Source organism: Marinobacter sp. UBA2688, from assembly GCF_002352785.1.
In the GTDB taxonomy this organism is placed as follows: Bacteria; Pseudomonadota; Gammaproteobacteria; order Pseudomonadales; family Oleiphilaceae; genus Marinobacter; species Marinobacter salarius.
This window is the reverse complement of sequence record NZ_DELU01000024.1, coordinates 191,883-214,808: the sequence shown is the minus strand read 5'-3', so window position 1 is coordinate 214,808 and position 22,926 is coordinate 191,883. Positions and strand designations below refer to the sequence as shown.

At 57.4% G+C, this 22,926-nt stretch carries 19 protein-coding genes; 5 read left to right on the top strand and 14 right to left on the bottom strand.

Annotation, left to right across the window (positions count from 1 at the left end; genetic code table 11):
* Nucleotides 1–4: 4 nt before the first annotated feature.
* From B3M52_RS14115 to B3M52_RS14090, 6 genes are all read right to left on the bottom strand, one after another.
* Nucleotides 5–1,747, bottom strand: coding sequence for a hybrid sensor histidine kinase/response regulator (locus B3M52_RS14115; RefSeq protein ID WP_075194236.1), 1,743 nt, complete (start codon nt 1,745–1,747; stop codon nt 5–7).
* A 76-nt stretch (nt 1,748–1,823) separates the two neighbouring features.
* Nucleotides 1,824–2,918 (bottom strand): lipase secretion chaperone, encoded by a 1,095-nt coding sequence (locus B3M52_RS14110; RefSeq protein ID WP_075194237.1) that lies wholly within the window; start codon nt 2,916–2,918, stop codon nt 1,824–1,826.
* 86 nt (nt 2,919–3,004) lie between these two features.
* A complete protein-coding gene (locus tag B3M52_RS14105; protein ID WP_036211008.1) occupies nt 3,005–3,931 on the bottom strand; it encodes an esterase/lipase family protein in 927 nt (308 codons plus the stop codon).
* A gap of 154 nt (nt 3,932–4,085) precedes the next feature.
* A complete protein-coding gene (locus B3M52_RS14100) occupies nt 4,086–4,409 on the bottom strand; it encodes a DUF3301 domain-containing protein (RefSeq protein WP_007155520.1) in 324 nt (107 codons plus the stop codon).
* Entirely contained in the window at nt 4,406–7,489 is a 3,084-nt protein-coding gene (locus tag B3M52_RS14095; protein ID WP_075194238.1) for an efflux RND transporter permease subunit, read from the bottom strand. Before B3M52_RS14095 ends, B3M52_RS14100 begins: the two co-directional genes overlap by 4 nt.
* Nucleotides 7,489–8,589, bottom strand: a complete 1,101-nt coding sequence (locus B3M52_RS14090) for an efflux RND transporter periplasmic adaptor subunit (RefSeq protein ID WP_036211014.1) — start codon at nt 8,587–8,589, stop codon at nt 7,489–7,491. The genes B3M52_RS14095 and B3M52_RS14090 overlap by 1 nt, the downstream gene beginning before the upstream one ends.
* Before the next feature lie 314 nt (nt 8,590–8,903).
* On the opposite strand from B3M52_RS14090, the gene B3M52_RS14085 reads away from it, so the two are divergent.
* Entirely contained in the window at nt 8,904–9,416 is a 513-nt protein-coding gene (locus B3M52_RS14085; protein WP_075194239.1) for a DnaJ domain-containing protein, read from the top strand.
* Nucleotides 9,417–9,422: 6 nt separating this feature from the next.
* Here the strand turns inward: B3M52_RS14085 and B3M52_RS14080 are convergent, their stop codons facing one another.
* Nucleotides 9,423–10,208 carry a secretin N-terminal domain-containing protein gene (locus tag B3M52_RS14080; protein ID WP_036211020.1) on the bottom strand — a complete coding sequence of 262 codons (786 nt, stop codon included), beginning with the start codon at nt 10,206–10,208 and terminating at the stop codon, nt 9,423–9,425.
* A 361-nt stretch (nt 10,209–10,569) separates the two neighbouring features.
* Here B3M52_RS14080 and B3M52_RS14075 point away from each other — a divergent pair, with 361 nt between their 5' ends.
* A complete protein-coding gene (locus tag B3M52_RS14075) occupies nt 10,570–11,628 on the top strand; it encodes a 3-deoxy-7-phosphoheptulonate synthase (protein ID WP_036211023.1) in 1,059 nt (352 codons plus the stop codon).
* A 148-nt stretch (nt 11,629–11,776) separates the two neighbouring features.
* Here the strand turns inward: B3M52_RS14075 and B3M52_RS14070 are convergent, their stop codons facing one another.
* Nucleotides 11,777–12,442, bottom strand: coding sequence for a LysE family translocator (locus B3M52_RS14070; RefSeq protein ID WP_036211026.1), 666 nt, complete (start codon nt 12,440–12,442; stop codon nt 11,777–11,779).
* Nucleotides 12,443–12,616: 174 nt separating this feature from the next.
* On the opposite strand from B3M52_RS14070, the gene B3M52_RS14065 reads away from it, so the two are divergent.
* Nucleotides 12,617–14,059, top strand: coding sequence for a dihydrolipoyl dehydrogenase (locus B3M52_RS14065; protein WP_036211029.1), 1,443 nt, complete (start codon nt 12,617–12,619; stop codon nt 14,057–14,059).
* Nucleotides 14,060–14,079: 20 nt separating this feature from the next.
* On the opposite strand, the gene B3M52_RS14060 is transcribed toward B3M52_RS14065, so the two are convergent.
* Nucleotides 14,080–14,355 carry a DUF2061 domain-containing protein gene (locus tag B3M52_RS14060; protein ID WP_051947074.1) on the bottom strand — a complete coding sequence of 92 codons (276 nt, stop codon included), beginning with the start codon at nt 14,353–14,355 and terminating at the stop codon, nt 14,080–14,082.
* A 227-nt stretch (nt 14,356–14,582) separates the two neighbouring features.
* Here B3M52_RS14060 and B3M52_RS14055 point away from each other — a divergent pair, with 227 nt between their 5' ends.
* Complete coding sequence (locus B3M52_RS14055) at nt 14,583–15,056, top strand: Dps family protein (protein WP_036211032.1); 474 nt, start codon at nt 14,583–14,585, stop codon at nt 15,054–15,056.
* A 181-nt stretch (nt 15,057–15,237) separates the two neighbouring features.
* Entirely contained in the window at nt 15,238–16,941 is a 1,704-nt protein-coding gene (locus B3M52_RS14050; protein ID WP_075194240.1) for a choice-of-anchor I family protein, read from the top strand.
* Nucleotides 16,942–17,001: 60 nt separating this feature from the next.
* Here B3M52_RS14050 and B3M52_RS14045 read toward each other — a convergent pair whose 3' ends face one another.
* The 5 genes from B3M52_RS14045 to B3M52_RS14025 form a co-directional block, all read right to left on the bottom strand.
* Nucleotides 17,002–18,132 carry an NAD(P)/FAD-dependent oxidoreductase gene (locus tag B3M52_RS14045; RefSeq protein WP_036211038.1) on the bottom strand — a complete coding sequence of 377 codons (1,131 nt, stop codon included), beginning with the start codon at nt 18,130–18,132 and terminating at the stop codon, nt 17,002–17,004.
* A 2-nt stretch (nt 18,133–18,134) separates the two neighbouring features.
* Nucleotides 18,135–19,454, bottom strand: a complete 1,320-nt coding sequence (locus B3M52_RS14040; RefSeq protein ID WP_075194241.1) for an SAM-dependent methyltransferase — start codon at nt 19,452–19,454, stop codon at nt 18,135–18,137.
* Nucleotides 19,455–19,738: 284 nt separating this feature from the next.
* Nucleotides 19,739–21,034, bottom strand: coding sequence for a TRAP transporter large permease (locus tag B3M52_RS14035; protein ID WP_075194242.1), 1,296 nt, complete (start codon nt 21,032–21,034; stop codon nt 19,739–19,741).
* Entirely contained in the window at nt 21,031–21,576 is a 546-nt protein-coding gene (locus B3M52_RS14030; protein ID WP_036211047.1) for a TRAP transporter small permease subunit, read from the bottom strand. The genes B3M52_RS14035 and B3M52_RS14030 overlap by 4 nt, the downstream gene beginning before the upstream one ends.
* A 100-nt stretch (nt 21,577–21,676) precedes the next feature.
* Nucleotides 21,677–22,753, bottom strand: a complete 1,077-nt coding sequence (locus B3M52_RS14025) for a TRAP transporter substrate-binding protein (RefSeq protein WP_075194243.1) — start codon at nt 22,751–22,753, stop codon at nt 21,677–21,679.
* Nucleotides 22,754–22,926: the final 173 nt, after the last annotated feature.

The following is a 22,926-nucleotide window of genomic DNA, read 5'->3' as shown; positions in this document are numbered from 1 at the left end:
GCGATCAGTCAGCAAGACGATCCAGTTGGGTAATCGCGGCTCGCAGTCTCATGGGTATCAGCGGTTTGTGCAGTACCCAGAGTCGGCGTTCAGAGTCGTAGCCCTGGGGAATCGTTGTATCAGCCGTCATCAGGATGCCACCGCGGACCGACTTGCGAGCGAAAAGCCGATCGTAGAGGGCATCGCCAGACATTTCCGGGAGGTGGACGTCACTGACCAGAATAGCGTTGGACGATGCGCCCCAACGGGTGATTGCCTGTTCCGCGCTGGCAACGCCTCTCACGCTGTAGCCCCAGGACGCCAGGGTTTCGCAGGTCCAGTGACGAGCCTCATCGTGATCCTCCACAACCACCAGTGAGGGTGAGTGAGCGGAAGGTGGAACAGCCGCTCCGGAAACGGACTCTGTTGTCTGTGGTGCGGGCGTTGCCGGCAGGAAAACCCGGAAACAGGCGCCTTGCCCTGGCGATGAACTGACGTTGCAATGTCCCTCCATCATGCCCGTCAGCTCATGGACAATGGCCAGCCCGAGCCCCAGGCCGGGGCAACTACGCTGGCGCTGACTGTTGCGAAAAAAGGGAGTGAAGATCTGCTTGAGGCTGCCGTCATCGATGCCCCGGCCATCATCCTGTACCTCGAAGCACAGCTTTCCGTTGTCCTGATGGGCTCGAAGATCAATGCGGGTGGCGTCGCTATGTTCCAGGGCATTCGTTACCAGGTTCTGGAGCACGCGGTGCAGCAACTGCGGGTCGGCAAACACCCCACTGCCGGTGGCGGGTTTATGGATGACTAGCTGCGCGCCCGGGCGTTGTACCTGCTCGCTAAACGTTTCAGATACCTGCCGTATGACCTGCCACGTACAAAGCCTGGTGGGCTCAGGGGAGATCATGCCCTCCTGGATGCGGGAGATATCCAGAACCGAGGCCAGCAGGTTGTTGAAATGGGTGACCGAGGATTTCAGTCGCGACACCAGCGACTGCTGTTCACCTGGCAGACCGTCAGCGGTGAGGTTTTCCAGAATCAGGCTGATGACATTCAGGGGTTGACGAAGGTCGTGGCTGGCGACAGTAATAAGTCGGGTCTTGCGGTGATTCTCCTGTTCGGCCTGTTGTTTGGAGGCGTTGAGCATCTGGCGATCCAAAAAGTGGGCTCTCTGACGGTGTTCACTGAGCCAGGACCCTACCATCCCGATGATGTTGGCAGTGCCTATGAAAAACCCGTTAATCATGAGTTGGTGAGCCTCTGAACCGGTGGCGTACTCCACCCAAAGATAGGCAATGATGACCAGCAGGGAGGCGCCGGAAACCGTGCGAAACGGGATGCCCATCACGAAGTAGCCAAACATCAGCATCAGCAGGATGCCTTCATAGGGCAGTGGGTGGTTCTCCAGGCGTGCAAGCCCAATAATGCCCACCACACTGAGGCCGCCAACCAGATAGGCGAGCGCATAGATCTTAACGAAATGATCGTCGCGAATGTCTCGATAGGACAGCCACCACACGCCGATGATGACCGGGCAGGTGACCATAAGCCGAACTGCGATGGTATCCCGTGCGATGGCCGCGGGCAGCATCAGGGAATCCAACAGGGTATATACCAGGAACAGCGTCAGCGCACTGGCGGAGACCAGCCGTGCGCGTGACCGTATGCCTTCGTCCCTGGCTTTGCGATAGTGGGCTTCCAGCGCAGGCTCAAACCGCAGCCGTCGAAACCCGTTGGCCCGTTGATCCCGAAGCTGGGAAAAATTCATCGAGGACTGTCCGGTTGTCGTTGTCGTTACCTCCAGTTTACGCCGGCCAGATAGTCAGGAATGGCATTGGAGCACACTATGGTGATTGTGACTCCAATACCCGCAGTCGGGCCCAGGTGCGGGTCTGTTCGGTATCAAAGTGCTGTTTCAGTAACCGGTTCTCCTGGGTCGTCCTGTCCTCTTCCGCCAACCCTGAGTTGTCCAGACTCGCCAGTGCCTGCTGGAACTGCTGGTATTGGCTGTCGAACTGCTCCCGTTCCTCCATGTAGGCGACCACTTCTCTGGCCTGGGCATCATCAACGCCCAGTTCCCGGAGTCTGCGTCCGGCCTCGGACGGTGAGTCGGCGTCGGATAACGCCTGTTGTCTTGCCCGGTGGTCCCCGCTTTCCTCAATCATGCGGGTTTCGGTGCGGCGGATGACCTCAGGAAGCTGCTGTCGATGCCATTCAGCCAGTGTGTTTTTTGCTTCGGCGGACAGGTCGGTGCGCTGCTGGATATCAAGGGTGGCGAGCGTATAGTCGCCGTAGGCCTCCTCCAGCCCGAAAAAGGCCTCGTGAGTGTCGGCGGAGAACATGCGCCGGCGCAGCTGTTTCATGTCGGCCAATGCACCCTTGAGCATTTCCAACTGGTAGGCGGGGTCGTGCTGCCGGGCGGGGTCAAGGCCCTGGTTCCCAAGTGCCAGTGAGGCATCCTTGTACGCCAGGTACCGGTTGAGCAGGGCCATGGCTTCGCGGGCGGCGCTTTCCGGCAGGCTCTGTTGGGCCAGGGTTCTGATCTGGTCCAGTGCCTGCTCGGCTGATACCTCACCAATGGTGTTCAGGAAGTAGTCGAAGAAGTCGCGGGTTTCCAGATCAACGATCAATTCGCCGTTGGCGTCGGCCCGTAAGTTGCCGTCGATATTGGTACCCGCGAGGGAGCTGGCAAACGGTTGGTCTCCCAGGCTATCGGGTGTCTGGTAGGGGATGGGCGTATCCTCGCCAACGGCAAGTGGCGCCTCGGTAATACCGGGTTCTGGTTGTTCTGAGGTCGTGGCGGGAGTGCTCGCCGCCTTTGTTATTGCTTCACCGCGTGGCTCGTCCGCCAACAGGAACCACACACAGGCAAACACCACCGGAACGGTCATGATCAGGGGAAGTAAAGCCTTCTTGTTCAGTCTGTCGCTATTGTTCATACCCATTATCCTGCCTTGGCAACTGTCGTCGCCGGGCACGCATCAGCGGGGCGCCCGGCGACGGTTCAGACTCGAAAGCGCGAGGGTTACAGCCCGCGATTTTTCAGGCGGTTGGCATGGCTGCGATAGAGCGAGACCGGATTGGTCCGCCACGAACGAGCGCCGAACAGGTGATTGATGGCGTCTACGTGGTTCATGTCGTAGTGGGTGCCGATGACGTTGCCCATCTTGGTGGAACATTCGCCGACCAAGCCATCATTGGGCTCGTTGCCGAAAGCCAGCGAGGTAACACCCAGGAACGGGTCGGTGATGTCGGTCCAGTTGGTCCAGACCGATGTGCCGGTCCAGGAGAAGAACTTGATCCGGTTGCCGTTGATCCACACGTCTTCATTGGTGCCCGCGCATGACCACCGGTTCACCCCTTTCCAGCCGAGGGCGTTGTTCAACTGCGTGGTGCCCGGTGTGGTCAGGGTTTCCAGAGCGGCAATACCATCCTGTGGGTTGTTGGAGCCAGACAGTGCGTTGACCAGATCGCCAAGCGCGTTGGCAATGGCGCCGGCTCCACCTTCGACATAGCTGCCGGGTGGAATGATTCCCCGCGCGACGTCCGCGACTTTTGAGCCTTTGTTGACGCCATTGATAGATGTTACCGAGGCAACTTTGTGGGGAATAAGCGAGGCGGTCACGCGGGAGGTGGGCGCGCCCTGGCTGTGGGCCATGATGTTGACCTTCGAATGCCCAAGCCCGTTGATGTAATTGGCGAGTTGCTGGCCACGCTGCTCGCTGCTGTTCACAAAGGACACACTGGCGGAATATACCCGGGCGCCGCTGCGCTCAAGGTTCCAGGGAACGTTGTGGAAGTAATTGATCAAGCCACCGATGGTGTTGAAACCGGTCACACCGTGGACCAGAACGATGGGATGCTTTGTTTTGGTATAGCTGGCATGGCTGAGTGTGGGTGCTGCAAGCACGGCACAGCTCATGATCACCGCGAAAGTGATGAGTTTACGCATGGTTGACTCCTGTTGTTTTTGTGAGAAAGCACACCCTGTGAGGGCCGCTTATTGTCGCCAATGCGTGGAGGATTATTTGCGATTGGGGCGGGAGTAAGAATCGCCCATTTGGGGGAGGTGATCTGTCGCGTCGACGGGGGGATGTGCCCGGAGGTTAGAGGTCCGGGCCGAAACGGTGGGGGTCCAGCTCCATATGGATGATGCGAGGGCCGAGCATGATGATTCTGCCGAGGTAGCGTTCCTCTCCGGTTGATGTGAATTCAAACAGGAAGCGGCGCCACACCCGGGTACGGCCGTTGTCGTCACGCTTGAACCATACGCCACGCAGGTACACGGCGTCGTCCAGCAGCATCACATCCATTTTCTTACAGTAGTTCCTGGCTGCCTGAAGCACAAAGTCCTTGATGGCCTTGGCCCGCCACCAGTACCAGGTGGCGAAGCCGGCTACAAACAGCCAGAAGAGCGTTCCGAGGGTCACTGGGCGTGAGCCGTATTCCCAGTGCTGCCATTTGCGTCGTCATCCGCCGTGGAGCCGTGGTGGTCACGGCCCAGGAGGATGTAGAACGCGGGCAACACGAAAATGGTGAACAGCGTACCGATGCCCAGGCCTGCACTGATGGTCAGGCCGATGGCGAACCGGCTTTCCGCGCCCGGGCCTACTGCAATCAACAGTGGAACCATGGCGAAGATCAGCGCCAGGGAGGTCATGACGATCGGGCGCAGACGGATGGCCGCCGCTTCCACGACTGCCTCGCGCTTGTTCAGGCCCTTGTCCACCTGCAGCTGGTTGGCAAACTCCACGATCAGTATCCCGTTCTTGGACACAACACCGATGAGGGTGATCAGGCCCACCTGCGTGTAGATGTTCATGGTGGCAAAGCCGAGCACAATGAAGGCCATGGCCCCAGCCACCGACATCGGTACTGATACAAGGATGATGAACGGGTCGCGCCAGCTTTCGAACTGGGCTGCCAGCACCAGGTAGATCACCAGCAATGACAGGAAGAAGGTAACCACCAATGCGCTACCCTGATTCGCGAACTGACGCGACTCCCCGGTGTAGTCGAACGAGAAACCCTGCGGGAAACTGTCTGCGGCGGCATTCTCCATGAAGGCCATGGCATCGCCCACTGTCACTCCCGGCGTCACAACGCCCTGCAGGGTCAATGAGTTCAACTGGTTGAACTGGGTGCGTTGTGACGGCTCCACGTCTTTCTGGAAGCTGATGACGCTTGATAGCGGAACCAGGCTGCCGCTGTCGGCACGAATGTAATAGTCATTGAGCGCCTGCTCGTCCAGGCGGAAATCCTGGTCGACCTGGGGAATGACCTGATAGGAGCGGCCCTGCATGTTGAAGCGGTTGATGTAGCCACCGCCCAGCATGCTGGACATGGCACGGCCAACGTCCTGCATCGACAGCCCAAGATCCGCCACCCGGTCACGGTCGACGTTGATGCGGGTAACCGGGCGGTCAAAGTCGATGGATTTCTGCAGGAACATGAAGTTACCGCTTTGCATGGCCTGTCCGAGCAGGTCATTGGCAACGTCATTCAGGCGCTCGTAGTCCTCGCCCGTGGTGATCACAAACTGGAATGGCAGGCCGCCACCGGAACCCGGAAGGGAAGGTCTGGGGAAAACGGCGGTCTGCAGGCCGGTGACGTTTTTCAGTTCCTGGTCAAGCTGTGGCTGAACCTCGAACTGGCTGATGTCACGCTCGGACCAGGGCTTCATCTTGAAGCCGCCGAACACGGCGTTGGGCCCGGTAATGCCGAGAATCATGAAATCCTCATGGTAGCCGGGTACCGTCGACATACGCTCCTGCACCTCATCTCCGTGTTCCTGGAGATAGTCGAGGGTGGACGTCTGGGGACCAAGCCCCTGATAGAACAGGATGCCCTGGTCTTCAGTGGGTGCCAGCTCGTTCTGGCTCATGGCCACCATGAAATAAATCGATCCCAGCACCACGATGGCGAAGAAAATCACCACGGACTTGGTGTCCATCAACGACGCAAGAGCACGTTTGTACCCATTGGCCAGGCCGCCGAAGGAGCGCTCCACGACCTGCTCGAACCGCCCTGGATTGCCGTGGGGCTTGAGGATCTTGCCGGACAGCATTGGCGACAGGGTCAGTGCCACGATGCCGGAAATAACGACGGTGCCGGCCAGGGTAAATGCGAACTCGGTGAACAGTGAGCCAACCAGTCCGCCCATGAAGCCGATTGGGGCATAGACCGCCACCAGGGTTGTGGTCATGGCGATGATCGGCGTTGCCATTTCGCGGGCACCGTTCAGGGCCGCGTTGAAGCGGGACTCGCCCTCTTCAATGTGGCGGTGGACGTTTTCCACCATGATGATCGCGTCGTCCACGACAAGACCGATGGCGAGTACCATCGACAGCAGTGTCAGCAGGTTCAGTGAGAAGCCCATCATCAGCATGAAAAAGGCGCCGCCAACCAGAGACAGAGGCACCGCCACGGACGGAACCACGGCTGCCCTGACTGAGCCCAGGCAGATGAAGACCACCACCAGAACGATAACCAGCGCCTCCAGCAGTGTCTGGATAACCTCTTTAATCGAACTGTCGATAAAGTCGGACGCATCGTAGGCCAGGCGGACATTCATGCCGGAAGGCAGTTGGCTTTCAATCCCCGGAAGTTCATCTTTGACCAGCTTTGCAACCGTCAACGGGTTAGCGCCGGGTGACAGTTCAATGGCTACGTAGGTTGCTGGCTGGCCCTTGTACAGGGCCAACTGATCGTAGGTCTCGGAGCCCAGTTCAACGCGGGCAATGTCCCGCAGGCGGATCAGTGAGCCGTCGGATTCCTTGACCACCAGATCCTTGAACTGCTCCGGATCACCGACGTCGGTGTCGCTGGTCATGCTGATCTTGGTGTATTTGCCCTTGGTGTTGCCTACCGCCGCCTGATAGTTGTTGCGCAGCAGTACATCCACCACTTCCTGAGGAGTCATATCGACAGCGGACAGACGCTCTGGGTCCAGCCAGACCCGTAAGGCGAACTGGCGACCCAACAGGTCGGCCTTGCCCACGCCGGACAACGCCTGCAGCTTGGGCTGCACCACCCGCGTCAGGTAGTCCGTGATCTGGGGTACCTCCAGCTCATCGCTGTAAAAGGCGATGTACATCAGCGCGGTGGAATCGCCGGTTGTGGAGGTTATTACCGGGTCCTGCGCATCGGCGGGCAGCACGTTGCGCTGACTGGCCACTTTTGCCTGAATCTCGGCCAGCGCTGCGTTGGCGTCGTAGTTCAGCACCATCTTGGCTTCAATGGTGGATTGCCCCTGGGAACTTGTGGACGTGAGGTAGTCGATGCCACTGGCTTCAGCGATGGCCTGCTGCAATGGTGTGGTGATGAACCCTTTTACCAGCTCAGAGCCAGCGCCGGGGTAGGCGGTTGTCACCGTGACGGTGGTGCTTTCAAGTTCCGGGTACTGACGGATTTCCATCTCCATCGCTGCCCGGGCCCCGAGCAGCAGGATCAGCAGGCTGACCACCGTCGCCAGGACGGGGCGCTGTATGAATATGTCGGTGAAACGCATTACTTGGACGCCTCCGCCGGCTGCTCATCTTCCTGGACTTCAACGCGCTGGCCAGCCCTCAATCTCAGCAGGCCCTTGGCGACGACCTGCTCACCTTCTTTCAGGCCTTCGAGCACCGCAACGCGACTGTTCCGGGTGTTGCCGGTCTGGACGGTGCGACGATTGACGACCAATTCACCGTCATCATTCTCTTCGACAACAAACACGAAATCGCCGTAGGTATTGTAGGAAATGGCGGTTCTCGGCACGGTGACAACCTCCTGATCCTGGGGTTGCCTGGTTGCGACCGTGGCGAACATGCCCGGGCGAAGCTGGTTCTCCTCGTTGCCAAGCGTGGCACGAATCCGGACGGTACGGGTTTGCGGATTAACCGACGTGTTGATGGCGCTGACCTGGCCGGCAAAATCACTGTCGGGGATGGCCGCAACGGTCGCCACTACGTCGTAGCCCTGTTGCACCATGGGCAGGTCTTTTTCCGAGAGGGTGTAATCCACGTAGATCGGATCGAGCATGTTGATTTCGACGATCGGCGTACCGGTACCAATGTATTCGCCCTGATCCACCAGACGGAGGCCAAGCTTGCCGTCAAAAGGCGCGCGGATGATTTTCTTGCTCAACTGGGCTTCGGCTTCATTGACCCTTGCCCGTGCTGCGTCGAAATTGGCCTTGGCTTCATCGTACTGGGATTGCGACACGGCGCGCTTGGGAAGCAGGTCGGACACCCGCTTGAACTCCTGCTCCGCGAGCTGTGCCTCGGCACGGCGTGTGCGCAATGCGGCTTCATCAATGGCGGCGTCCAGGCGGATCAGGATGTCGCCTTTTTTCACCGTATCACCTGACTCGAACGCGATGTTCTCAACCACACCGGGAACTTCGTTCGCCACTTCAATACCATTGATGGCTTCAACGCTGCCAACGGCTTTGATCTCAGGTGTCCACATCTCGGTGCTGGCCATGGTCGCGGAAATTTTCGCCGGCGGCTGTGGCTGGGAAAATTGTTCCTGCATCTGGCCGAACTGGTAGAACTTGTAACCAAAAATGCCGCCGAGCACGACACCGAGAAAGATGAGTACAATCAGGAAGCGGGAGGCAGTGCGCATAATTCAGGTCCTGGGTCGTATGTCCGTTACAGGTAATCGTGTTAGCTTTGCAGGCTCCTGATCCCGTAGGGATGGAGTTGCCCGGCTCGTCGGGGGCTGTGTTGGCAAGGACTCGTCAACAAACCGTAAAGAATAGCATCCTATACAAGCGAGAGGGTTGCTGTCACTGATTTGTCAGTGAAAATGCGTACAATTACTGCGCTCCAGGCGCCTTCGCCTGCCTTGTCCAGGCGGGTCCGGGAGCTCGTCCCGTTCACTAGGTTGCCAAACAAGAATGACAGATTTACGACTCGGTCATCTATAAGGATTGGCGAATGCAATGGATTCTTGGTATTGCACTGGCGGCAGCCGTATTTATTGTGCTGAAACAGTGGGGCGCGTTATCGCCGGAGAAGAAAAAGGCCGCCACCTGGAAAGTCGTGTTGGTGGCTGGCGCCGCGGTGCTTCTATTCATGGTGTTGACGGGGCGGGTGCATGTGCTGACCGCCGCAGTGGCCGCCCTATTACCACTACTGAGAAAACTGCCAGCCTTATTGAAGTTTGCCCCAACGGTCAGCCGCCTGTTCGGGCAGAACCGTCAGAGTGGGTTTGGTAATGACGACACCGCCACCCAGCATCAGCGCAGGCAACAGAGTGCCAGTTCCGGAAATATGTCTGTCAGCGAAGCCTGTGAGGTTCTGGGGGTTGCGCCAGACTGCACAGACGACGAGATTGTGCAGGCGCATCGACGTTTGATCCAGAAGCTCCATCCCGATCGAGGCGGCAACGATTACCTGGCCGCAAAGATCAACGAAGCCAAGAGTGTCTTGCTGAAACGCCGTGCCTGACCGGCCTTAAAGAACCTCAACCTTTACCTCGAAGGTCTGATTCTGACGGCGACTGTTCCCGGTTTGGTAGGTGATGCCGGACTGCTCACCTACTCGTTGTTGGCGCGTGCTGCCGAGTTCCACCCATTCACCGGGTTCTACCCGGCGTATGGTCATCACCGCCTCGGTGTCGTAGCCGGGCGGATTGCCCTTCGGGTCTTCCTCAAAAGAAACGATGTTCAATTCGACCGCCTGATCTGAAATCACTTGCGGGCTGACCAGGAAGCCGCTTCGGGTTTCGACCTGTCCCAGAAACGCCGCTGGATTACGGCCCCCGCGGATGGCGATCGGTACGGTGCGGACCTGGCCAGAGGCAATATGAGCGGATTGCCCATCCTGAACGATCAGCGTGCGTTCCTGATTCCGCCGTGTCGTGGTGACCTTGCGTTCTGCCTGTACGCTGACCTGGTTGTTGTTGACGGAAAACCCGCCGCCACCGGTTTTGGCATCCACGTTGTGTCGGGAACGAACCGTAATGCGCATCTGTGAGGGGGCGACGTCCATGGTCTCCACCAGCCTGCCGATTTCATCCAGCACCTCTGGTTCACCACGAACCACCATTTGCTGTCCGCGAGCGGTGATCGACACCTGGCCATCCGGATAAAGTTCGCGGATCTGTTGTGCCACACCCGCTGCGGAGCGCTGTGCCATCTGGTAAGTACGGGCCTCAGGCGCCGCTGCTATAGCGCCTGAAAAAAGCAGCAGGATCAGCAACAAAGAAAGCGTGGGCCGACAATTCATCGCTGTGTTCATGAGTGACTCCGGGACTGGTAGGGCCGCAATACCTGCAAAAAACCGAATTTACGGGTTGCAAAGCCGGAAACCGGGGATATATATTGGAAAGCATGAAGACGACACACGCGACCTGTCAATTGAATGTTCTGCAAGCTTTCGGTGAAAAATCGATCGCTGCGGTCGCTGCTGTGTTTTTTTGGTGGTTTGGTTATGGCTATTTTAGCCAGAGCCCGGGCCGCCCATAAGATCTTCATCGACCGAATAACGAGGAAGGCAGCCCGGCAGAAACCCAGGCTGCCACCGGACTCAAAAAGCCCCGACTGGTAGCCACCAGCCGGGGCTTTTTTGATTCTGACACAGGGAAACGGGAACACTGACCATGAACATGTCGCTGAACATCGAGACACTGAACGAGACCCAGCAGCCATCAGAGGCTGAGCCGGGAACCCGGGAAGTGCCGCTGCCGACACCTGCCGAACTGCGAGCCAGCCTGCCGGTTCCTGCTCACATTCAGGCGCGGATTCGCCAGCACCGGGATGCTGTTCGCCGGATACTCAACGGCGAGGACCCGAGAACGCTGGTGGTCGTTGGCCCCTGCTCCATCCACGACGAAGTGGCGGCACTGGAGTATGGCGAGAAGCTCAAAGCGCTGGCGGATGATGTCAGCGACCGTTTCCTGATTGTGATGCGTACCTACCTCGAAAAACCCCGAACCACCGTTGGCTGGAAAGGCCTGCTCTATGACCCGGAGCGCACTGGCAGCGGAAATCTCAACGAAGGCTTGCTGCGTTCCCGGCGCCTGCTGTTGAACCTGTCAGACATGGGCCTGCCATTGGCCACGGAAGCCCTGAGCCCGTTCGCCATGGATTACCTTGGTGACCTCGTTAGTTGGACCGCCATCGGTGCCCGCACCACTGAGTCCCAGGTTCACCGTGAAATGGTCAGCGGTCTGCCGATGCCGACCGGTTTCAAGAACGGCACCGACGGCAGCATTGGCGTTGCCATCAACGCCATGAAATCAGCGGCCCATCCCCATCACCGGTTCGGCATAGGCAGTCATGGCGCACCCGCGATGATTACCACCGAGGGCAACCCCGATACACACCTGGTATTACGGGGCGGGCGAGGTATTACAAACTACGATGCGGAGAGTGTCCGCGAGGCCGTGGATGCCTTGTCCAGCGCAGGTGTTTCTGCTTCGGTGATGGTCGATTGCAGTCATGATAACGCTCAAAAGCAATCATCGCGGCAACTGGAGATAGCGAAGGAAGTCATGTTCCAGAAGCGGTCGGGTAACCGAAATATTGTTGGATTGATGCTGGAAAGTTTTCTTGAAGAAGGGCGTCAAAATGACAGCGACGATTTAATTTACGGATGTTCCCTAACGGATCCCTGCATTGGCTGGAAGCAAACGGAAGAATTGCTCAGATCGATTTAACGGGAGATATCACCCAGTTCCGATGTGCCGGGCGGGTAGCCTTGGTCAGGACCGTGGAGCGCCAGGGATGGCGCGACCGAGCCCCACATGGACGTGCTTGTGGGCGTGTCCTGGCCAAGGCTACCCGCCTGGCTCAGGCAATCGGCTCTCAGTCCTGGCCGGGGTTAAGGGCCTCGCCCCCGTCCCCAGACACTGTTGAAAACAGCAACTGCCCCGCCAGTAACAACAGAACGCCCCCCATCAGCCGGTCAAGCCAATAGCCGAAACGGTTAAACCCCCTGCGGATCTGCGGCAGGGTGAAGAATACCGCCACGGCCATGAACCACAGGCCGGTGGCCACTGCCATATAGACGCCATAAGCCGTTTGAATCGCAATCGGCGTACCCGGGCTGATGATCACGGAAAAGAGTGATACGAAGAACAGCGTGGCTTTCGGGTTCAGGGTATTGGTCAGAAAACCCAGCCGATAGGCCGCGAAACCGCTTTGCCGACCACCGTTTGCCGTTTCGACATGAATGCCGCCGGCTTTCGAGCGCAGACACTGTATCGCGATCCAGGTGAGATAGAGGGCGCCAACCACTTTGAGAATGCTGAACAGCACCAGCGACTGCTGGATGATCAGGCCAATGCCCAGCAGGGAATACCCCACGTGAATCAGAATTCCCGTGCCAATGCCGAAGGCCGTCAGCAGGGCGTTGCGACGGCTTTGGCACAGCGCCTGGCGAAGCATCACGGCAAAGTCTGGCCCTGGGCTGGCTACGGCCAGGAAATGAACGAGGGCGACGGTGATGAATTCCGGCCAGTAGTTGTGCATACCTTTTATCTCCAGGAAAGCTCCGTTACAGGGCGCCAGTCTAGAAGGCGCGGTTGAAAAAGTCCCGCATCGAATGCTGCGACGTCTTTGGTTGGCAACTGAACGGTTTCCCGTATTCACTCCTATACTGAGGCAGAACCATGAAATTTGTAGGCGGTGAGGGGAGTTGTAGACGTGGAAAAACGCAAAGTGGATGTCGCTGTTATTGGCGCGGGTACCGCTGGCATGAGCGCCTATCGCGCTGCCCGAAAGCATACGGATAATATCGTTTTGATTGAAGGGGGTGCCTACGGTACCACCTGTGCCAGTGTCGGCTGTATGCCCAGCAAGCTGTTGATTGCGGCGGCCGACAGTGCCCATCAATTGCACAAGGCACCTACGTTTGGTGTTCATCCCGGTGACATCCGAATTGATGGCAAGGAGGTGATGGCGCGTGTCCGCAGGGAGCGGGACCGGTTCGTCAGCTTTGTGGTGGAGGCTGTAGAGGGGTTTCCCGAGGCTCACCGGCTTCGCGGCCAGGCCCGGTTCCTGTCGCCTCACCGAATTGTTGTCGGCGAGAAAGTGGAGGTGGAAGCCGCCCGTGTGGTCATTGCCACCGGTTCCCGGCCGAACATCCCCGGCTTTCTCAAGGACGCCAAGGACCGACTGGTGGTGAATGATGACATTTTCGAGTGGGACGACCTGCCTGGGTCCGTTGCCGTGTTCGGTCCCGGCATAATCGGCCTGGAACTGGGGCAGGCGCTCAGTCGGCTGGGGGTTCGGGTGCGGATGTTTGGTGTCAGCGGAAGTCTTGGGCCGCTTCAGGAGGAAGCGATTCGCAACTACGCGCTGAAAACATTCAATGAAGAATTTCCGTTGGATACCAGCGCCAAGGTCCGGTCGGTTGAGCGAACGGACGACGGCGTGCGTATTCGCTTTTCGGGAGCGGATCGCAGTGAAACCACGGAAACTTTCGACTATCTATTGGCAGCCACCGGGCGTCGCCCCAATGTCGACAGTCTGGATATACAGAACGCGGATATTGCCGAGGATGATCATGGCTCACCGCTGTTCGATCATTACACGCTTCAGTGCGGTGACAGTCATATCTTTATCGCTGGAGATGCCAACAATGAAGTGCCACTGCTCCATGAGGCGGCTGATGAGGGGCGAATAGCCGGCGATAACGCGGCTCGATACCCGGATGTGCGGGCGGGGCTGCGCCGGGTGCCATTGGGCATCGTGTTCACCGATCCACAGATCGCCACGGTGGGGATGACCCTCAACGAAGTCGATGAGCGTTGTAAGGGTGGTTATGCCGTTGGTGAGGTTTCTTTCGAAGGGCAGGGGCGCAGTCGCGTTATTGGCGCTAATAAGGGCTTGCTGCATGTCTACGGTGAGCGGGGCAGTGGGTTATTTCTGGGCGCGGAGATGTTTGGCCCCGCAGCCGAACACATCGGACACTTGCTGGCCTGGGCTCTGCAGAAGCGCATGACGGTGAGCGAGATGCTGACCATGCCGTTCTACCACCCGGTAATTGAGGAAGGAGTTCGTACGGCATTGCGTGACCTCAACCGCAAGCTGGATATTGGGCCACAACCGATTGAGCATTGCCTGGATTGCGGCCCGGGTGGTTAGAGTCTGGGAAATGGCCCTGATCAGAAACTCCGGGCAACCGGGATTGCCTCCGCACCAGAGACGCCCCTTGCAATCTGCTGCTTCCGCGCCCATATCTTTTCATGAAAGAAATAGGCCACCGTGTTAATCGCTGGTTCTACCATGGCAATCAGGCTGCCAATCAGTATGTCGCCGGTCAGCAGGTAAGCAACGGTAAAGGCCACGGTGAAGTGGGTAATGGCGAATGTGATGGTTTTCAGCAACGAGTTGTCACCCTTTGAACCATGGTCATGGAAAAACATCTTCAGGGCACTCATAGTCAGTCAGCTCCGCAAGTGCGATGGATATGGGTCCATTCAACAGCAATTGAGAATCGTTGTTAAATAAATAATATGCAGATTTTTGATAGCCCTTAGCTATTACTTGGTCTTGCCAAAGATTAGTAAGAGCTATCAAGAAGATTGGATAACTAAACTTTATCTATTCACGATTCCTGGTTAGATTAGCCACCAGTACATTCCGGTAACTGTCAAGGAGACACGTTATGAGCAAGAACTTTATTGGTCTGGACACTGAAAAGACCCAGAGCCTGGCGAACGCACTGAACGATCTGCTGTCCAACTACCAGATCTTCTACATGAACGTTCGTGGCTATCACTGGAACATCAAAGGTGACAACTTTTTCGAACTGCATGCCAAGTTTGAAGAGCTTTATGACGACCTGCTGTTGAAGATTGACGAGATAGCCGAGCGGGTGCTGACCCTCGGGCACAGGCCTGCACACGCCTACAGCACCTACATCGAAAAATCCGAGGTGCCTGAGCGAAAGGATGTGGCCGATGGTAAGGATGCTGTTGAAAACATCGTGGAGAGCTTCGCCAAGCTGATTGGTAAGCAGCGGGAGTTGCTTCACCTAGCTGGCGATGCGGACGACGAGGGCACCGTTGCGTTGATGAGCGACTACATCTCTCAGCAGGAAAAGACGGTATGGATGTACCGTAGCTACCTCGGCCAATAAAGCCCTTGAAGCTCTCAATCACTTGAGCAAGTGTTGATAATGGCGACCGCACGGTCGCCATTTTTTTGCTGATACCACCTTCCCTGAGCAGTTCTGACTTAAAAGTGACGCATTTCTGTCACCTCTTCTCCATAAAGTGTCGTGTACAACCACACGTGTAACGACAGAAGAAGAGGCAAACATGACATTCCAGAACTCACTCCTTACGGCAGCCATCCTCGCATCCACCCTGGGCCTGGCGGCCTGCGACGGTGATGACGGCGACGATGGCAGTACCGGTTCGCCCGGCACCAGCCAGACCCTGATTGAGCTGAATACCCTCGGCACCTATGCAAGTGGTGCTTTCGATGAAGGCGCAGCGGAAATCGTGGCTCACGATCCCGCCAACCAGCGTCTGTTTGTCATCAATGCCAACGATTCGACCGTGGACGTGCTGGACATCCAGGACCCGGAGATGCCGGTCAAGCTCAGCACCATTGATGCCACCGCCGAAGGTGCTTCTGCGAACAGCGTGGCGGTATACGGCGATCTCGTGGCCGTCGCCATTGAAGCCAACGTCAAGCAGGACAACGGCAAGGTGGTGTTCTATAACAGCACTGACCTGAACAAGGTGGGTGAAGTAGAGGCGGGCGCCCTGCCGGATATGCTGACGTTTACCCGCGATGGCCACAAGCTCCTGGTGGCCAACGAGGGCGAACCCAGTGATGACTACAGTGTTGACCCGGAGGGTTCCGTTAGCATTGTTGACCTGTCCAACGGCGTGGCTGCGGCGACGGTCACCACGGCCGGGTTCGCCAGCTTCAACGGTCAGCTGGCCGAACTTATGGAACAGGGCCTGAGAGTGTTCGGGCCGGGCGCCACTCTGGCACAGGATCTGGAGCCGGAATACATAGCGATCTCTATCGACGGTGAAAAAGCCTGGGTCGCGATGCAGGAGGCAAATGCCGTTGCCGAACTGGACATCGCGGCCGGGGAGATTACCGCCATTATTCCGTTGGGTTTCAAGGATCACAGCATCATCGGCAACGAATTGGATGCCAGCAACGACGACAGCGGCATCAACATTCGCAACTGGCCGGTGAAAGGCATTTACCATCCGGATGCCATGACCAGCTACGGTTTTAACGGAAAAACCTATTACATCACCGCCAACGAGGGTGATTCCCGGGATTACGACGGCTTCAGTGAGGAATTCCGCGTCGCCGACCTGACGCTGGATGCCATGGCCTTCCCGAACGCTGCCGAGTTGCAGGAAGACGCTAACCTGGGACGCCTGAACGTCACATCCACCCTGGGTTTTGGCAATTCCTGCGCGCCCAGCGATCCTGCCAACGTCATTCTCGTGGGCGGTGAGTATGACCGGAGCTATGTGGAGAATAACTGTGTCTACAGTGAGCTCTACGCCTACGGTGCGCGTTCGTTTTCAATCTGGTCGGAAACCGGCGAGCGGGTCTTCGACAGCGGCAGTGAATTCGAGCGCATTACCGCGAGCCTGATCCCGGACAATTTCAACAGCAATAATGACGAAAATGCGTTCGACAACCGCTCCGACGATAAGGGACCAGAGCCTGAGGCGGTCACCGTGGGTACCATTAATGGCCAGACCTTTGCCTTTATCGGCCTTGAACGGGTTGGGGGCATCATGGTCTATAACGTGACCAATCCGCAGAACCCGGAATTCGTCCAGTACCTCAATAACCGCGACTTCTCTGCCTCCCAGACCGATCTTGAGAGTGGAATGGCGGGTGATCTTGGGCCCGAGGGGCTTGCCTTTATCGCTGCTGGGGACAGCCCCAATGGCAAGCCAATGTTAGCGGTAGGCAACGAGGTGAGTGGCACGACCACTCTGTATGGTATCGATGTGATTGAACTGGCCGCTGACTGACCGTCGGCGTGATAAGGAGAACCGGACCGGGTACTGCCCGATCCGGTTCTATACGTTCTCTCAACCCTGGGAGACCGTCGCCAGTGGTGGCACCTGCTGATGCAGGAACCATTTTTCGGTGACCACCTTGCGGGTAAACCAGTGAGACCGCATCAGGGTACTGGCCAATGGCATTTTGACCCAGTCCGGCACTTGCCAGCCCTCATCCTGAGGCATGGCGCGATTACCAAAACGGCTGGCAATAGCTTCGCCGTAGGCCTGCAGTGCCTGGGCGGAATAATCCTCCTGGTCGCGAATAATGTCCGCCGCCATCAACGCAGACTCGATGGCAGGGCGAATACCTTCGCCGCTCTGGGTGTAGGCCAAGCCGGCGGAATCCCCGATCAACAGCAGGCCGTCATCGGCCAGTTGTCTTTCCGCGTGGGCGTATAGCAGGTAGGCATGACCTTTGAACTTGCCCGGTAAATCGGCCGGTATGCGTCCTTCGGATTTCATTTCCTCCACGAAGGCGTTGAGGTGCTCGGTCAGTTTGTGATTGTCTTCCCGGCCAAGGCCGATATTGAGGAAATTACCTTTTCGGAACACCCAGGCATAGCCCTTCAGGTCGCGGCAGAACCAGAGCTCGGGGGTGTCGCCACGAGCTTCGCACACCTCGGCCTGTTGAGGCGTCATCTCGAATTCCACCTCTTTGGCCGCCACTACGACTTCGTGGCTGCCGGGGCCGTCTCCCATCAGCTTCGCCACCGGGCAGAAATGGCCCCCGGCACCTACGATCAGGGGCGCCTCCCAGGTATCGTTGATCACCCAGTTGCCATCGCGACGAACAATGGACTTGACCGGTGTGTTCAGTTGCTTCGGCACGGCTGTCCTGTCCAGAAGAAACGCATCGAACTCGCAGCGTCGTATGCCGTAGCTGACAATCTCACCGTGGTCATTTTCCACCGCCGATTGCCCCATCATGCCTATACGGAACCGCCGGATGGGCTGAAGGGTTCGTCCGGTGCCGTAGTGGTTGATGTCGATATCGAGACTGTCCATCACCGCAGGAGTAACCCAGCCGGCGCAGGTCTTGTCCCGAGGAAAGTCCTGCTTATCGATTACCAGAATGCGTTTGCCGCTGTCCTGCAGTGCGTGGGCGAGGGTGGAGCCGGCAGGCCCGGCACCTACGATAATCAGGTCGTAGTAGTCCATGATTATGCCTCCGGAGCTGCGGGGGACGAATAGATGTCCTGGCGGTTTTGTGGCAGCTGGTTGTTCCCGCCATGGGTGAAGACCACCTGGAACAGTTGCAGTGACCCGGCGCGGAAGGCGGCTATGGAGCCGGCGAGGTACATTTCCCAGGCCCGGGCAAAGTGCCCGTCGTACATTTCTGTGACCTTGTCCATGTTGCTTCTGAACCGTTCCATCCAGTGGGTCAGCGTCTGTGCGTAGTGCAGTCTGAGATTTTCGACATCCAGCACCGAAAAGTCGCTGTGTTCGCAGATACCCATGAACTCAGAGATACTCGGTGGGTAAGCACCCGGAAAGATGCGTTTCTCGATCCAGGCGTTCATCAGCATGGGCCGGTTGCGGCCGATGCTGTGCAGTAACGCCAGGCCGTCCGGCTTCAGGGAACGACTGATAAGCTCCGACAGCGCCAGGTAATTGTCCTTGCCGACATGCTCCAGCATGCCGATGGACACAAAGGCGTCATATTGGCCGCTGATGTTGCGATAGTCGTCTTCAACGTACTCAATCAGGTGGTCCAGCTGCTGACGCCTGGCTTCTTCCCGAGCGTACGTCAGCTGTTCTTTCGAGATGTTGTAGGAATGTACCTTCACGCCGTAATTCCGGGCCATATAGCGCGCTAGACCACCCCAGCCACAGCCGGCTTCCACAACCGTCATGCCGGGTTTTAGTCGTAACTTGCGGCAAACGTGCTCCAGCTTGGCCAGTTGGGCCTGTTCCAGGGTCAAATCCGGCGTTTCGTAATAGGCGCAGGTGTACTGCATTTCGGCATGATCCAGCCAGAGCCGGTAAAACTCGTTGCCCAGATCGTAGTGGTGGTGAATGTTCTCCCGGGCTTCAGAAACGCCAGTAGAGCGGGGGTTGTGGTTGCGCCACAGGGCTTCCAGCCATTTGGGCCATTTCTGCCTGGCGTTGTGAATTGAGCGGTAAAGTGTCTCCATCAGCTCCGAAAGATCGCCATCTACCTGCAGCCTGCCCGCACTGTATAGATCCCCAAACGCCAGGTTGGGGTTGGTGACCAGCGTAAACAGCGCCTTGGGGTCTGTCAGTTTGAGCGTAAAACGGGCATGGCCTTCTTCGGGGTCAATGAATTCATTGTTCCACAGCTGGAACCGTAGCGGTGGTGACCCGGCCATGCGCATCAGCTTGGCGATCAGCCAGCGTTCATAACTGTGAGGCTCACGGTCCGCCTGCTGCTCTTCCAGGGGCAACGTCAGGACGTGAGGCCTGTCCTCCGGTCGGTCGTTGGTGGGCGCTGGGGGCTTCCGGGCGGTGCTTTGGCTCATGGATACATATCTCCCTTTTTCAGCTGGTTAATCACGGACTGAAGTCGGCGGGCTTGGCCGACAGTGATTCAGCATCAGGGCGTGTCCCGATATCACAACTGAGAATCGCCTGCTTCGTCTTTAGTATAGAAAACAAGCGTGTTTTGTCATATCCCCCCACACACCAAAGAATGGAGGGTTGCTATTGGGGCAATAGGTAAAAGGGGTAAAAGCGGGAATGGCGGGCGAAAAAACCGGGGCTGCACGGCCCCGGCTTGTTGGTGTGCTGTCGACTGGCGCCGACGTCAGTAGGTCGAACTCATGCCAAACCATTCCGGGAAAATCACGATCATCACCAGCACCAGTACCTGCATCAGGATAAACGGTAGTACCCCTTTGTAGATATCGATGGTCTGTACACCGGGTGGTGATACGCCTTTGAGATAGAACAGACTGAACCCGAATGGGGGCGTCAGGAAACTGGTTTGCAGGTTCATGGCAATCAGAATCGCGAACCACAGCATGTTGATGCCCATGGCTTCCGCCACTGGTGCCAGGATCGGAACGATGATGAACGAAATTTCCACGAAGTCGATGAAGAAGCCCAGCACCAGGATGACCAGCATGGCCAGGATGATGAAACCCCATTTTTCGCCGGGAAGCTGCAGTAGCCATTCTTCCAGCAGGTAATCGCCACCGGTGTAGCTGAACACCATCGAGAATGCGGTTGCACCGACGAGGATGGCGAACACCATGGCAGTGACCTTCACCGTGTCCTTTGAGGCATCCCACACCATCTTGAAGGAGAACTGGCGGTAAATGATGGCCAGCACCACGGCGCCGACACCACCGAGCGCCGAAGATTCCGTGGGGGTGGCAATACCGGCAAAGATGGAGCCCAGTACGACGATGATCAACGCCAGCGGCGGGATAATCGCCAGCAGCGCTGCACGGATTTCCTTGCCCCGTGACAGTCCGCTGTCATCCGGCATGGCGGGGCCGGTTTCAGGCTTGAAGCGGGTGAGAACAAGGATGTAGATGATGTACAGACCGACCAGCACCACACCTGGGATAACGGCTGCCCTGAAGAGGTCGCCAACCGGGAGCCCGAGCACGTCGCCAAGGATAATCAGGATAATCGAAGGCGGTACGATCTGGCCCAGTGTGCCGGACGCACAGATAGTGCCCGTTGCAAGCCGCTTGTCGTAGTTATGGGCCAGCATCACGGGGAGAGAGATCAGACCCATGGCTACCACACTGGCACCGACGACGCCCGTTGATGCGGCGAGCAGGGCACCTACCAGGATGGTGGAAATGGCCAGGCCCCCTGGCAATCCACCGAACAGGCGGCCCATGGAGGTCAGCAATTGCTCGGCCAGCCGCGTGCGTTGCAGGACCACACCCATGAAGATGAACAATGGCACCGCCATCAGCACCGTGTTCTGCATGACGCTCATAATGCGATAAGGCATGAAAGCAAACAGATCCATGCCTTCGGCATAGATCCCGAAAAACAGGGCAACGCCGCCAAAGGTAAAGGCAACCGGGAAGCCCAGCATCAGCAGGAGGAGGGCGGCTCCGAACATAATCATACCGATCATGCGAGACCCTCCGCGCCGTGCTTGGGCTCATAGGTCTTGTCGCCGGAGATAACCCGTATTGCGAAGGTCACCATGTTGAACCCGGCGATACCGGTAAACACCGCGGAAATCGGGATCACGCTCTTGATCACCCAGCGATGGGGTAGCCCACCCGGGTCGCCGCTGCCTTCGCCCATGCTGTAGGACTCAACGGCAAAATCGTAACCGTAGTTCCAGATCAGGTAGGCAAAGGGGATGACAAAGATAACAGCACCAACGATGTTGACCCAGGCCTTGGTCTTGTCACGCCAGCGGGTGTAGAAAACGTCTACGCGAACATGGCCGTCCGTGCGCAATGCGTAGGGGATGCCCAGCAGGAACACCACGGAATAGAGATGCCACTCCATTTCCTGCATACCGATCGAAACTTCATTGAAAGCGTAGCGGGCTACTACGTCGTAGAAGACGTTACCGGCCATCAGAATCATTGCGGCACAGGCCACCCAGCCGCAAAAAATGGACAGGGTGGCCAGGCCCTCGTCCAGCTTGATAATCCAACGCATTGATTGTCCTCCGCCAGCGAGCCGGCGATTTTTCAATTGCTATAAACGACAAAACCGGGATCACTGCTAGAGCGATCCCGGCTCAGTTACTGCCGATATGTTACTCGACTTCTGCCATCGTGTTTAGGTAGGCCCGCTCGGAAATGTCCGTGTAGGCCCGGCTCTTCTCAAGATATTCCTGTTGGGATTTTACAATCTTTGCGGCTTGCTCATTGTTCGCTGCCGCTTCTTTCAGGAGTTTCTCGTTGGCCTCGTGCATGGCCTGGAAGATTTCCTCAGGGAATTTCTTGATCTGTACGTTCGGGTACTCTTCCTTGATGTTGGCCCAGGCTTCTGCGTTTGCGTGCTGAGAGTGAACCAGCATGTCGTAGGAGGCTGTGCGCATAGCGACGCGCATGATTTCACGAAGGTCGGCTGGCAGTTTTTCCCATACCTTCTTGTTCACCAGGAACTGCAGCTCCGTGGCGGGCTCGTGCCAGCCAGTGTAGTAATAGTCTGCAATTTGCTGGAAACCGAGACGCAGATCCAGGGAAGGACCAACCCACTCAACCGCGTCAATGGTGTTGCGTTCCAGGGCTGTGTAAAGCTCGCCCGGTGGGATGTTGGTCGGATTAACGCCTACTTCTGCAAACACCTCACCGGCGAAGCCAGGAATACGCATCTTCAGGCCCTGCAGGTCTTCGAGAGTGTTGATTTCCTTGCGAAACCAGCCGCCCATTTGAACGCCGGTGTTGCCACCCGGGAACGACAGCATGTTGTGGGGTTCGTAAACCTCCTGCATCAGTTCCATACCACCGCCGTGGTAGAACCAGGCGTATTGTTCCATCGCGTTCATGCCGAAAGGCATGCTTGTGAAGAACAGGGTGTTGGGTACTTTGCCTTTCCAGTAGTAGGACGCGGAATGACCCATGTCGTACTGGCCGGCCTTGACCATATCAAAGACACCGAAGGGCGCTTTGTGCTTGTTTGACGAGTCGATGCGGACCTTCAGGCGGCCGTCGGACATCTTTTCGACAGTTTCAGCGAACCGTTTGGTGGTGTCACCGAAAATCGGGAAGTTGGGCCCCCAGGTCTCGGCCAGGCGCAGGGTAAACGTGTCTTGAGCGAGGGCTTGTGTGGAAGCAAAGGTAGTTGCTACAGCCAGCACAGCCGCGGATAGAACAGAACGGATCTTCATTGCTCTTCTAGCCTCTTTTGTCGTTATTGTGTTGAGAGCCTCTCCCTCTGTCTGGGAAAGTAACTCCTAATTCTAGTTCAAGTTATCAACAAACGTTAAGAAACGGAACGAAAAACCCGCCTCTGTACGACCTAGGTCTTACGACTTTCTCCCGCTGGTCAGCATGAGGTAAT